Annotated in this window: 10 protein-coding genes; 8 read left to right on the top strand and 2 right to left on the bottom strand. The window is 59.6% G+C overall.

From position 1 onward, the window contains the following. Positions 1-84 precede the first annotated feature (84 nt). The 4 genes from uhpC to fbpC all read left to right on the top strand — a co-directional run bounded on the left by uhpC (position 85) and on the right by fbpC (position 5,623). Positions 85-1,389, top strand: coding sequence for an MFS transporter family glucose-6-phosphate receptor UhpC (uhpC, locus tag ACMYSO_RS19070; RefSeq protein WP_434666833.1), 1,305 nt, complete (start codon positions 85-87; stop codon positions 1,387-1,389). Further along, positions 1,386-2,417 carry an ABC transporter substrate-binding protein gene (locus ACMYSO_RS19065; RefSeq protein ID WP_434666830.1) on the top strand — a complete coding sequence of 344 codons (1,032 nt, stop codon included), beginning with the start codon at positions 1,386-1,388 and terminating at the stop codon, positions 2,415-2,417. Before uhpC ends, ACMYSO_RS19065 begins: the two co-directional genes overlap by 4 nt. A 69-nt stretch (positions 2,418-2,486) precedes the next feature. Then, on the top strand, positions 2,487-4,565 hold the full coding sequence (locus ACMYSO_RS19060; protein ID WP_434666827.1) for an ABC transporter permease: 2,079 nt from the start codon (positions 2,487-2,489) through the stop codon (positions 4,563-4,565). Positions 4,566-4,576: 11 nt separating this feature from the next. After that, positions 4,577-5,623 (top strand): ferric ABC transporter ATP-binding protein, encoded by a 1,047-nt coding sequence (gene fbpC, locus ACMYSO_RS19055; protein WP_434666824.1) that lies wholly within the window; start codon positions 4,577-4,579, stop codon positions 5,621-5,623. A 67-nt stretch (positions 5,624-5,690) separates the two neighbouring features. On the opposite strand, the gene mmuM is transcribed toward fbpC, so the two are convergent. Together mmuM and mmuP are read right to left on the bottom strand one after the other, a co-directional pair. After that, positions 5,691-6,623, bottom strand: a complete 933-nt coding sequence (gene mmuM, locus ACMYSO_RS19050; protein WP_434666821.1) for a homocysteine S-methyltransferase — start codon at positions 6,621-6,623, stop codon at positions 5,691-5,693. Beyond that, on the bottom strand, positions 6,610-8,016 hold the full coding sequence (gene mmuP / locus ACMYSO_RS19045; protein ID WP_123755618.1) for an S-methylmethionine permease: 1,407 nt from the start codon (positions 8,014-8,016) through the stop codon (positions 6,610-6,612). Before mmuP ends, mmuM begins: the two co-directional genes overlap by 14 nt. 248 nt (positions 8,017-8,264) lie before the next feature. Here mmuP and ACMYSO_RS19040 point away from each other — a divergent pair, with 248 nt between their 5' ends. From ACMYSO_RS19040 to eutC, 4 genes are all read left to right on the top strand, one after another. After that, positions 8,265-9,647 (top strand): glycoside hydrolase family 28 protein, encoded by a 1,383-nt coding sequence (locus ACMYSO_RS19040; protein WP_434666818.1) that lies wholly within the window; start codon positions 8,265-8,267, stop codon positions 9,645-9,647. 178 nt (positions 9,648-9,825) lie between these two features. Then, positions 9,826-11,205 carry an ethanolamine permease gene (gene eat / locus ACMYSO_RS19035; protein ID WP_434586229.1) on the top strand — a complete coding sequence of 460 codons (1,380 nt, stop codon included), beginning with the start codon at positions 9,826-9,828 and terminating at the stop codon, positions 11,203-11,205. A gap of 9 nt (positions 11,206-11,214) precedes the next feature. Beyond that, complete coding sequence (locus ACMYSO_RS19030; RefSeq protein ID WP_434666816.1) at positions 11,215-12,603, top strand: ethanolamine ammonia-lyase subunit EutB; 1,389 nt, start codon at positions 11,215-11,217, stop codon at positions 12,601-12,603. Next, positions 12,600-13,379, top strand: a complete 780-nt coding sequence (gene eutC, locus ACMYSO_RS19025; protein WP_434666813.1) for an ethanolamine ammonia-lyase subunit EutC — start codon at positions 12,600-12,602, stop codon at positions 13,377-13,379. Before ACMYSO_RS19030 ends, eutC begins: the two co-directional genes overlap by 4 nt. Positions 13,380-13,381 lie beyond the last annotated feature (2 nt).

Raw genomic sequence — 13,381 nt, 5'->3', positions numbered from 1 at the left:
CCAGGAAAAAGTCTTAGCGACTCCGGACTTTATCTCATCCCCTTTCGTCGTCCCTTTCTTATAGTCAGCCCAACGGAGGCGGCCATGCACTCAGGCACAACATGCGAGATAAACCAACGCTACCGGGCACTTCGCCCACGGCTGCTGATGTGCATGGTCATCGGGTATGCGGCGTTTTATCTGACGCGCAAAAGCGTCAACTACGTGCTTCCGGCGTTACAAACGGATCTCGGTCTGGATAAAGGCGATATCGGTCTGCTGGGGTCGCTGTTTTATCTGACCTACGGGCTGTCGAAATTTACCGCCGGACTGTGGCACGACAGCCACGGGCAACGCTGGTTTATGGGGATTGGGCTGTTCGCCACCGGCCTGCTGAACGTGGTGTTCGCCTTCGGCGAATCGCTAACGCTGCTGCTGGCGGTCTGGACGCTGAACGGCTTTTTCCAGGGCTGGGGCTGGCCGCCCTGCGCCCGGCTGCTGACCCACTGGTATTCACGCAATGAACGCGGCTTCTGGTGGGGATGCTGGAATATGTCGATCAACATCGGCGGGGCGATTATCCCGCTGATTAGCGCTTTCGCCGCCCACTGGTGGGGCTGGCAGGCCGCGATGCTGGCCCCCGGAACCATCGGCATGGCCGCTGGTTTGTGGCTGATGCTCCAGCTCAAAGGCACGCCGCAGGAAGAGGGGTTGCCGTCGGTCGGCAACTGGCGTAACGACCCGTTAGAGCTGCGTCAGGAGCAGCAAAGTCCGCCAATGGGGCTGTGGGAAATGTGGCGTACCACGATGCTCAACAACCCGATGCTCTGGCTGCTGGGCGTCTCGTATGTGCTGGTCTATTTGATCCGCATTGCGCTTAACGACTGGGGCAACATCTGGCTGACGGAGAGCCACGGTGTCAATCTGCTCAGCGCCAATGCCACAGTGATGCTGTTCGAAGCCGGCGGTTTGCTCGGCGCGCTGTTTGCCGGATGGGGTTCGGATCTGTTGTTCAGCGGCCAGCGGGCGCCGATGATTTTGCTGTTTACGCTAGGGCTGATGGTGTCCGTCGCCGCCCTGTGGCTGGCTCCCGTGCATCACTACGCCCTGCTGGCGATCTGTTTCTTTACGGTGGGCTTCTTCGTGTTTGGCCCGCAGATGCTGATTGGCCTCGCGGCGGTGGAAGCCGGACACAAAGCGGCGGCGGGTTCGATCAGCGGTTTTCTCGGCCTGTTCGCCTATCTGGGCGCGGCGCTGGCAGGTTGGCCACTGTCACTGGTTATTGAACGCTACGGCTGGCCCGGGATGTTCAGTTCGCTCTCGGTCGCGGCAGTACTTATGGGGCTATTGCTGATGCCGCTGCTGATGGCGGGCATGACCCCCGCTTCTGGTCAAAGGATAAAACAATGAAAAAAACTCTGGTCACTACCCTGATAGCATCCGGCATTGCGCTGGCCACCCTGAGCGGCGCGGCACATGCCAAAGGTCGCCTGGTGGTCTACTGCAGCGCTACCAACGAAATGTGTGAAGCCGAAACCAAAGCCTTCGGTGAAAAATACGACGTGAAAACGTCATTCATCCGCAACGGATCCGGCAGTACCCTGGCGAAGGTCGATGCCGAGAAGAAAAACCCGCAGGCGGACGTCTGGTACGGCGGCACCCTTGACCCGCAGTCTCAGGCCGGTGAAATGGGTCTGCTGCAGCCCTATAAATCCCCCAACCTGGCGCAGGTGATGGAACAGTTTCGCGATCCGGCGAAGCTGAAAGGTAACTACTCCTCGGCGGTGTACGTCGGTATTCTCGGCTTCGGCGTCAACACCCAGCGGCTGAAAGAGAAAAACCTGCCGGTGCCGAAATGCTGGAAGGATCTGACCAAAGCGGAATACAAAGGCGAAATTCAGATTGCCGACCCGCAAAGTTCCGGCACCGCCTACACCGCGCTGGCAACCTTCGCCCAGCTGTGGGGGGAAGACCAGGCCTTTGATTACCTGAAGCAGCTCAACGCCAACGTCTCTCAGTACACCAAATCCGGTATTGCCCCGGCGCGCAACGCCGCCCGCGGTGAAACGGCCATCGGCATCGGCTTCCTGCACGACTACTCGCTGGAAAAAGAACAGGGCGCCCCGCTGGAGCTCATTTCCCCATGCGAAGGCACCGGCTATGAAATTGGCGGCATCAGCATTCTGAAGGGCGCGCGCAACCTCGACAACGCCAAGCTGTTTGTTGACTGGGTGCTGTCGAAAGAAGCCCAGGAGCTGGCATGGAAGAAAGGCAAGTCCTATCAGATCCTGACCAACACCAGCGCCGAAACCTCGCCGAACTCGCTGAAGCTCGATGACCTGAAGCTTATCAATTACGACATGGATAAATACGGTTCTACCGATGTTCGCAAAGCCTTGATCAATAAGTGGGTTAGCGAAGTGAAGATGGGTAAATAAACCCGCATTGCGTTCATTTGCCGGGTGATGGCGTCAACGCTTTACCCGGCCAACCTTACCGGAATCGCTATGTCACACACACTTGCACTCCATCCCGTGAAAAAACGGGATGCGATATTCCTTTGGGTTTTGCTCGGCTGGCTGGCGTTTGCCCTGCTGCCGAGCTGGAGCCTGGATTACGGTCTGCTGGAGTCCACCAGCGATGAAATTCTCGCTGCCTACGGCTGGTCACAGTTCACGGTCAGCTGGCTGTGGTATCTGCTGCCGAGCCTGCTGCTGATCCGTCCGTTCCATGAGGCCAGGCGCGAGCAGCGCAGCCGTCACTACCTTGATGCCGGTTGGGCGCTGTTGTGCATGGCGTTTATCGTCATCAGCGCCACCATTGCCGGGCGTGGCATGGGTTACGCCACCATCGTCCTGTTTGTCGCGCTGGGCGCCATTATGACCACCGCCCTGACGCGCCTCGAATGGCTGGGCGGCGATCGCTTCGTGATTGGCTCTCTGGTCACCATCGTGGCGTTAATTGGCGTGTTTATCGTCTGGCCAAGCATCGCTATTTTCATCCCGATGTTCACCAACGAGGCGGGCGAGTTTGCCCCGCTGGCGTTTATGGCCGTGCTGTCGCAGGCGCACATTGTCCAGGTGATCCTCAACTCCATCGTCCTGTCGATGGCGGTTGGCGTCGGCTGCACCTTCTTTGGCCTGGTGCTGGCTATTTACACCACCCGCATCGCCCAGCGAAGCGCCATTATTGGCCGCATCTTCTCGATTCTGCCGATCGTCACCCCACCGTTCGTCGTCGGCCTGGGCGTCACGCTGATGATGGGCCGCTCCGGCTACATCACCGAGTTTATGGTCGAGTGGTTCGGCCTGACCAACACCAACTGGCTGTACGGCTTTACCGGCATCTGGCTGGCGCAGGTGCTGGCCTTCACCCCCATGGCCTTTATGATCCTCGATGGGGCAATCAAAACCATTCATCCTTCGCTGGAGGAGGCGTCGTACACCCTGCGCGCCAGCCGCTGGCAAACCTTTAATGGCGTGTTTATCCCGCTGCTAAAACCGGCGCTGGCAAATGCCTTCCTGATTGTGATTGTCCAGTCGCTAGCCGACTTCAGTAACCCGCTGGTGCTCGGGGGTAACTTCGACGTACTGGCGACGCAAATCTACTTCTATATCACCGGCTCGCAGCTCGATTATCAGGCCGCCAGCACCCTCGGCGCCTTCCTGCTGCTGTTCTCGCTGCTGGTGTTCTGCATCCAGTATATGTGGATTGGTAAGCGCTCTTACGTCACGGTATCGGGTAAGTCCTATCGCGGCGACGTTCAGCCGCTGCCGGTCACTCTGGTGTGGAGCGTGATTGCCATTCTGGCGGTGTGGATCGCCTTTAACGCCCTGCTCTACGGCAGCATTTTCTACGGCAGCTTTACCGTCAACTGGGGAGTCGATTACACCCTGACGCTGGATAACTTTATCAAGCTGTTCGGCCAGGGCATGAGCGACGGAGCATGGCCTTCCCTGCTCGACACCCTGCTGTACGCCGGTATCGCCGCGCCGATCACCGCCGCCTTCGGCCTGCTGATCGCCTGGGTCGTCGTGCGCCAGCAGTTCAAAGGCAAAAAGACCATCGAATTCACTACCATGCTGTGCTTCGCGGTACCGGGCACCGTGGCGGGCGTCTCCTATATTCTCGCCTTTAACAGCGCCCCGGTGTATCTCACCGGCACCGCGGCTATCGTGATTATCTCGATGGTGATGCGTAACGTGCCGGTCGGGATCCGCGCCGGGATCGCCGGGTTAGGCCAGATAGATAAGTCGCTGGACGAAGCCTCCCTCAGCCTGCGCGCCGGGAGCTTACGCACCATCACCCACATACTGCTGCCTCTGCTGCGCCCGGCGATCCTCTCGGCGCTGATCTACAGCTTTGTGCGCGCCATTACCACCGTCAGCGCCATCGTGTTCCTCGTCACGCCGGATACCCGTGTGGCGACGGCCTACATCCTCAACCGGGTGGAGGATGGCGAATACGGGGTGGCGATCGCCTACGGTTCGATTCTGATCGTGGTCATGCTGACCATTATTTTCATCTTTGACTGGCTGATCGGGGAAGCACGAATCTCCCGCTCAAAAGCCAAAAACCAGGCGTAATGGAGCGCACTATGAGCCAGAAAAATTTCGTTGAACTGCGCAACGTCACCAAGCGATTCGGCAGTAACATGGTTATCGACAACATCAATCTGACGATCCCCCAGGGGCAAATGGTGACCCTGCTCGGCCCTTCCGGCTGCGGGAAAACCACCATATTGCGTCTGGTGGCCGGGCTGGAAAAACCCAGTGAAGGGCAGATTTTCATTGATGGCGAAGACGTGACTCATCGTTCGATTCAGCAGCGTGATATCTGTATGGTCTTTCAGTCCTACGCCCTGTTCCCGCATATGTCGCTGGGAGAAAACGTCGGCTATGGCCTGAAAATGCTGGGCGTATCGCGCAGCGAAGTGAAAACCCGCGTCAAAGAGGCGCTGGCGATGGTGGATCTGGAAGGATTCGAAGACCGCTATGTCGATCAGATCTCCGGCGGTCAGCAGCAGCGCGTGGCGCTGGCGCGGGCGCTGATCCTCAAGCCGAAAGTGCTGTTATTTGATGAGCCGCTGAGCAACCTTGACGCCAACCTGCGCCGCAGCATGCGCGACAAGATCCGCGAGCTGCAAAAGCAGTTTGATATCACCTCGCTGTACGTGACCCACGATCAGAGCGAAGCCTTTGCGGTCTCCGATACCGTGCTGGTAATGAACAAGGGGCATATCATGCAGATGGGCTCGCCGCAGGATCTCTACCGCCAGCCGGCATCGCGCTTTATGGCGAGCTTTATGGGGGACGCCAACCTGTTCCCGGCCACCTTCCAGCAGGACGCGGTCGATATCTACGGCTACCGTCTGCCGCGACCAGCGCATTTTGTCACCCAGGGTGCGGGAACCGTCGGCGTGCGTCCGGAAGCCATTACGTTGAGCGATCGCGGCGAGGAGAGCCAGCGCTGCGTGATCCGCCACGTGGCGTATATGGGGCCGCAGTATGAGGTGACGGTGGAGTGGCACGGGCAGGAGATCTTATTGCAGGTCAACGCCACCCGCCTGCAGCCGGACGTCGGTGAGCACTACTACCTTGAAATCCACCCCTACGGGATGTTTATCTTAGCCGATGCGGCGTAATGCATACCGGCTGACGCCTTACCCGGCCTGCAACGTGCAGCAGCAGGTCGGGTAAGTCGACGCGACCTCAGCGCCGTGCGTGGAGCTCAGCAATATCCTTCGGCGTGGTCCGGCAGCAACCGCCAATCAGCTTCGCCCCCGCCGCCAGCCATTGCGGCAGATAATCCTGCAGCGTGGCGCAGCTTTCGCCATGATGATGCCAGGTTTTACTCTGCGCGTCGTAATGCTCGCCGGAGTTCGGGTACACCACCAGCGGCAGCGGAGTCAGGCTCTGCAGATGGGTCAGCGCGGCGGTGGTGTTTTCCAGCGCGATGCAGTTAATGCCCACCGCCACCACCTGCTGGTAGCCCTGCAGCAGAGTGATCACCTCGCGCAGCGGCGTTCCGTCACTCAGATGTTCGCTATCACGCAGGGTGAACGAGAACCAGGCCCGCGCGCTTGGGTAGCCGCTCAGCAGCTCCGCCAGCGCGGCTGTCTCAGCAAACGATGGCAGGGTTTCGCAGGCCAGCAAATCGGCCCCGGCATCCAGCAGCGCCTCTACGCGTGGGCGATGAAAATCCTGAAACACTTCGCGGCTGCGCGCATAGTCACCACGATACTCCGATCCGTCCGCCAGGAACGCGCCGTACGGCCCAACGGAACCGGCGACCAGCAGCGTGCCGGCCTGTGGGTTCTCCGCCAGATAAGCCTCTCGCGCCTTGCGCGCCAGCTCAACGCTACGGCTAATCAGCGCTTTCGACTGGGCCTCATCCAGCCCGCGGGCGGCAAATCCGGCCGGCGTCGCCTGATAGCTGGCGGTGATCGCCACCTGCGCCCCGGCGCGGAAGTAATCGAGATGCACATCGCGGATCAGCTGCGGGTTTTCCAGCAGCACTTTTGCCGACCACAGGCTGTCGGCCAGATTACAGCCGCGTGCTTCCAGCTCTGTTGCCATCGCGCCATCAAGCAGGACAAAGGGCTGACTGGCGAGGATGGCGGTTAGCGGATTATTCTGCGACATGTTGAGGCTCCTGGGTCAATTTCCGTGAACGGGTCAGATAGTAGGCACCATAGCACAGCGCCACGAACGGGATCCCGCACCACAGCGCAATTCTCTGGCTGGGGTCAAACGCCAGGCCAACGCAGGCTACCAGGCATAAAATGAAGCCCAGTACCGGCACCAGCGGATACCACGGCGCACGATAATGCAGGTCGCTCAGCGCTTTTCCCTGCTGCAGATGGCGACGGCGGAACATAAAGTGCGAGGCGCAAATGCTTAGCCATACCGCCACCACCGCGAAGCCGGAAATCGCCGACAGCGCCACAAAGACCGTATCCGGCGCCACGACGCTGGAGAACAGCGCCAGCACGCCGCCCAGCATACTGACCGACAGCGCAGTCAGCGGGACGCCGTTTTTATTCACTTTGGCAAAGCACGCCGGCAGCGTTTTTTCATTCGACAGCGACCACAGCATCCGCCCGGAGGCATACAGTCCGGAGTTCGCCGCCGAGAGGATCGCCGTCAGGATCACGAAGTTAAAAATATCCGCGGCATACGGAATACCGACTTTTTCAAACACCAGCACGAACGGGCTTTTTTCCACCCCGGCCTGCTGCATCGGGATCAGCGCCGCCAGCACAAAGACGGTGCCGATAAAAAAGATAATCAACCGGGCGATGGTGGTGCGAATCGCCACCGGGATCACTTTATGTGGGTTTTCCGTCTCTCCCGCCGCGATGCCAATCAACTCGGTACCGGAGAACGCAAAGTTCACCGCCACCATGGTCATCAGGATCGGCAGCCCGCCGTGCGGGAACCAGCCTTCGGCGGTGATGTTATGCAGACCAGGGGCCGGCGAGCCATCCTGCATCGGAATAATGCCGAAAATCGCGGCGCCGCCGAGAATAATGAACGCGATAATCGTGATCACTTTCACCAGCGAGAACCAGAACTCCCCTTCGGCAAAAAAGCGGGTAGAAATCACGTTCAGGCCAAAGATAATCACGCAAAACAGCACGCACCAGATCCACACCGGGATCTGCGGAAACCAGTACTGCATGCAAAATCCGGCAGCGGTAAAGCTGGAACCGAGCGCCACCGTCCAGGTGAGCCAGTACAGCCACGCCACGGTATACCCGGTCGCCGGGCCAAGATAGCGTGAGGCATAGACGTGAAACGCGCCGGTCTCCGGCATCGCCACCGACAGTTCGCCCAGACACTGCATCACCAGCCACACCACCAGCGCACCGATCAGATAGGCCAGCAGCGTACCTGCCGCGCCGGTGGTGGAGATGATATAGCCGGTATTGAAGAATAACCCTGTGCCAATAACGCCCCCCAATGACAGCATGATCAGGTGGCGGGTCTTCATGGTGCGCTTTAATTGCCCACCTTGTTGTGGTGTTGTTTGCATATTACCTTCTAAACGTATGGACATCTAAACATCCAAAGAGGATTTGTTATACCCTGCCCCACGCCAAATTGCAAAAACCCCCGCACATTCTCGTCGCCAGAGCGATTTTTTGATGGGCATACGCCAGAAAAAAACGCGCGATATTCAGGCAAATTAACCACAAAGCGTAAATCGTGATCGCCGCACGGCTAACAATAAAATGTGAGTGCTAATTTTATAAAACACAAAACCAAAAAAAGGACGTATTCATGAAACGCCGTACTCTTCCTCTGTTGGCTGCCGTGACCGCGGCGGGCATCCTGCCGGTTGTGCCCGCGCAGGCGGCAAGTCAGGTGACCTTTCCCGATAAAGTCTGTGATATCACCCGCTATGGCGCGGAGGGCCATCGCCTGCAAATAGCGCTCAATACCGCAGCCATCCAAAAAGCAATTGATGACTGCGCCGCCGCAGGCGGTGGAACCGTGCTGGTCCCCAAGGGCAACTATCTGACTAACCCGCTGTTTCTGAAGAGTCATATTCAGCTCAAACTGGAAAAAGATGCCACCCTGGTGGCATCGACCGAGGTCGCGGCCTATCGCGGCGATGACAAAACCAAATATGCCGAAGCGGAAAATGGCTGGCTGCCGTTTATCAGCATCGCCGATGCGCAAAACGTCGCGATCGTCGGCGAAGGCACCATCGACGGCCAGGGCGCGGTGTGGTGGGAACGCTGGCGGGAAAATATCCGCGCCACCGGCAAGAAAGGCGGCACCGACCGACCGCGGCTGATTTACATCACCCGTGCGAACAATGTGCTGATCGACGGCGTCACGCTGACCCATTCGCCAAGCTTCCACGTGGTGACCCGCTACGCCCACGACGTCGACATCAACGGCACGCGCATTCTCTCGCCCTGGCATGCACCGAACACTGATGCCATCGACCCGATTGATAGCCAGAATATCCGCATTACCAATAACTACATCGACTGCAACGACGATCATATCGCCATCAAAGCAGAGAAAGCCGACCCGCGTTTCCCTGATGGGGTGGTAAGTAATATCTACATCGCCAACAATACTCTGAAGCAGGGACGCGGGATCTCCATCGGCAGCGAAAGCTCTGGCGGGGTCAATAACGTCGTGGTGGAAAATAATACCTTTGACGGCTCGATGTACGGCATCCGCATTAAGAGCCCGCGCGGCAAAGGCGGCGAGGTGAAGAACATCGTTTACCGCAATACCAAAATGCATGACGTTGAGGTCCCACTGGTCTTCTCCGCGTACTACAAAGCGGCGCCGATTGTGCAGGCGGAAGTCGACAAGCAGCTACAGGCAGGCGGTTTTACCCTTGGCGAACAGATCTATCCGCCGGACAGCGATCCAAAGCAGCCGTTCGACCAGTACAAAACGCCGCACTTTAGCAATATCACCGTCGAAAATTTAACCTCGACCGGCAACAGCAAAGCCGCGGCCTATATCATCGGGACGCCGGAAGCCCCGCTCAGCGGCTTCCATTTTACCAACGTCAATATTGAAGCGGAGAACGGCATCCGGGTGCGTAACGCCGAACTGGCGACCAAAGGCCTCACCCTCAAGGTGAAAAGCGGCCCGGCAATCCGCAAAGATGCCGGTGCCATCGTCAGCGAATAACCCCGAGTACCCACCGCCTTAAGCGCAGGAGGCGGTCTGCACCATAACGGCTGTCAATCGTCGTGCAGGCCGCCTCTTTTTTGCGCATCGCCTCACGCCAGCGCGCGAAAGTCCATGCCAGGAAGATGGCATTCTCTTTGCAACGCTATGAGTCTCTTCATCTGGCGAGGCAGCGAATATGACAGGGCAAACGACAACATTAAAAAGAACGCTCGGCAGTTTCCGTTTATGGGGGATAGCCGTCGGGCTGGTGATCTCAGGCGAGTATTTTGGCTGGAGCTACGGCTGGTCCCAGGCCGGGACGATGGGCTTTATGATTGTGGCGCTGGCGATTGCCGCCATGTACTGCGCCTTTATCTTTAGCTTTACCGAACTGACCACCGCTATTCCCCACGCCGGCGGGCCGTTTGCCTATGCCTACCGCGCCTTTGGCCCCACCGGCGGCTTTATCGCCGGGTTTGCCACCCTGATTGAATTCGTCTTTGCGCCCCCGGCTATCGCCATGGCGATCGGCGCCTATCTTAACGTCCAGTTTCCGGCGTTGGATCCCAAATGGGTGGCCTGCGGTGCCTACGTGGTCTTTATGACGCTGAATATCCTTGGCGTCGGGATTGCCGCCACCTTCGAGCTGATTGTCACCCTGCTGGCGATTTTCGAGCTGCTGGTGTTTATGGGAGTGGTCGCGCCAGGCTTCTCATGGAGCAACTTTACCGCCAACGGCTGGGCGGGAGCGGAAAGCTTCAGCGGCCTGGCGCTGCCGGGAATGTTTGCCGCCATTCCGTTTGCCATCTGGTTCTTTCTGGCTATCGAGGGCGCATCGATGGCGGCCGAAGAAGCCAAAGACCCGCAGCGGACCATTCCACGCGCGCTCGGTGGCGGCATCCTGACCCTGACCGTTCTGGCTATCGGGGTGATGGTGTTTGCTGGCGGCGTCGGCGACTGGCGCACTCTCGCCAATATCAACGACCCGCTGCCGCAGGCGATGAAAATGGTGGTCGGCAGCAGCAGCGGCTGGCTGCATATGCTGGTTTGGCTGGGGCTGTTTGGCCTGGTGGCGTCGTTCCACGGCATCATTATGGGCTATTCGCGCCAGATCTACTCCCTGGCGCGGGCCGGCTACCTGCCCGCCAGCCTTGCCACCCTCAACCGCCGTACCCGCACCCCGTATCTGGCGATCCTGGCCGGGGGGGTAGTCGGCATCGCGGCGATTTTCTCCGATTCGCTGATCACCATCAGCGGCATGCCGCTGACCGCCTGCATCGTCACGATGTCGGTATTTGGCGCTATTGTTATGTATATCACCTCGATGGCGGCGCTGTTTAAGCTGCGCCGCAGCGAGCCGAACCTGATTCGTCCATTCCGTGCGCCGCTCTACCCGTGGGCTCCGGCCTTCGCGCTGGCGATGGCGGTACTCTGCCTGGTCGCGATGGTCTGGTACAACCCGCTGCTGGCGCTGATTTTCGCGGCCATGATGCTGGGGGGCTATCTGTGGTTTCGCAAAACCGCCTCAGCCCGTGAACGCGCTCTGCTGGATCCGCAACTGCGCATCGTTTCGTAAGGAGTCGGCATGTATAAAACCACGCTATCGGGCCAGGTATGGCGCTTTGATAGTTTGAAAACGCTGATGGCAAAGGCGTCGCCAGCCCGTTCCGGCGACGCCCTGGCGGGGGTGATCGCCGATAGCGCCGAAGAACGGATGGCGGCGAAAATTGCGCTGGCTGACGTCCCGTTGACCGAGATTCTGGCCAATCCCCTCATCCCGTATGAGCAGGATGAGGTGACCCGGCTGATTATCGACACCCACGACAGCGCAGCGTTTGCCGCCATTCGTCACCTGACGGTGGGGGATTTTCGCGACTGGCTGCTGGATGACGCCACCGATACCGCCACCCTACAACAGGTGGCCCGGGCGATCACTCCGGAAATGGCGGCGGCGGTCAGCAAACTGATGCGCAATCAGGACCTGATCCTTGCGGCCAGCAAGTGTCGGGTCATCACCCGCTTTCGCAATACCATCGGCCTGCCGGGGCACCTTAGCGTCCGCCTGCAGCCCAATCATCCGACGGATGACATGAAAGGGATCGCCGCCAGCATGCTTGACGGCCTGCTGTACGGCGCGGGGGATGCGGTGATCGGCATCAACCCGGCCAGCGACAGCCTGCCGGTCCTGGCGCAGCTCAACCATATGCTCGATGATATTATCCAGCGCTTCGCCATCCCGACCCAGTCCTGCATTCTGACCCACGTCACCAACACCCTGCAGTTGATTGAGCGCGGGGCGCCGGTGGATCTGGTGTTTCAGTCGGTGGCGGGCACCGAGGCGGCCAACAGCGGTTTTGGTATCAACCTGTCACTGTTGCAGGAGGCACGCGAGGCCGCCCTGAGCCTCAATCGCGGCACCCTGGGCAACCACGTGATGTATTTCGAAACCGGCCAGGGCAGCGCGCTGTCCGCCAACGCCCATCACGGCGTCGATCAGCAGACCTGCGAAGCCCGCGCCTACGCCGTGGCCCGTCATTTCGAGCCGCTGCTGGTCAATACGGTGGTGGGGTTTATCGGCCCGGAGTATCTCTACGACGGTAAGCAGATTATCCGCGCCGGTCTGGAAGACCACTTCTGCGGGAAGCTGATGGGGCTGCCGATCGGCTGCGATGTCTGCTACACCAACCATGCGGAAGCGGACCAGGACGATATGGACACGCTGCTGACCCTGCTGTGCAACGCCGGGCTGACCTTTCTCATCGGCGTGCCGGGCGCCGACGATATCATGCTCAACTACCAAAGCACCTCGTTTCACGATGCGCTATACGCCCGCCGCCTGCTGGGGCTAAAGCACGCCCCTGAGTTTGCCGCCTGGCTGGCGAAAATGCAGATTATCGACCCGGACGGCACCCTGCGCCTGACCGATGCCCGGCATCCGCTGCTCTCCGTCCTGCCGCAAGGAGCCCCCGTATGAACCGACCCGATGCCTGGAACCCGCTACGCGAATTTACCGATGCGCGGATCGCCCTGGGACGCAGCGGCGCCAGCCTGCCCACCCGTGAAGTGCTCAACTTCGGCCTTGCCCATGCCAGGGCCCGCGATGCGATTCACCGGCCATTTGAAAGCGAGCAGCTGGAACCGCCGCTGGCGGAGATGGGGCTGTCATCATTAACGGTGCACAGCGCCGCCAGCGATCGCCATATTTACCTTAATCGCCCCGATCTCGGACGGCGGTTGAGTGACGCCAGCCGTGCCGATCTGGCCGCCAGCGGCACCCGTCCGGCGGATCTGTTGCTGGTGATTGGCGACGGGTTGTCATCGTATGCCGTACACCGTCAGGCGTTGCCGCTGATTCGCGCCCTGCTGCCCTACCTGCAGACGCTGGGCATCAGCCTGGCGCCGGTGGTGCTGGCCCATCAGTCGCGGGTGGCGCTGGGCGATGATATCGGCGAAACGCTGCGGGCCAGAGCAGTGGCGATATTGATTGGCGAGCGCCCAGGGCTCTCGTCTCCGGACAGCCTCGGGGTCTATCTGACCTGGCAACCGCATCGTCAGCGACTGGAGTCAGAGCGCAACTGTATTTCGAATATTCGCCCGGACGGGCTGGGGTATGAAGCCGCCGCCTTTAAGCTGGCGTGGCTGTTGGAGCAGGCGTTTTTACGTCGTCTCACCGGCGTGCATCTCAAAGATGAGAGCGACAATCCGGCGCTGCATGGCAAGGTCAAACCGTTAGGGATTGGCAACAATTAAAG

The sequence above is a fragment of the Klebsiella sp. B345 genome, from assembly GCF_051131735.1.
In the GTDB taxonomy this organism is placed as follows: domain Bacteria; phylum Pseudomonadota; class Gammaproteobacteria; order Enterobacterales; family Enterobacteriaceae; genus Klebsiella.
The sequence above is the reverse complement of the archived record's forward strand: the minus strand, read 5'-3'. Positions and strand labels throughout refer to the sequence as shown.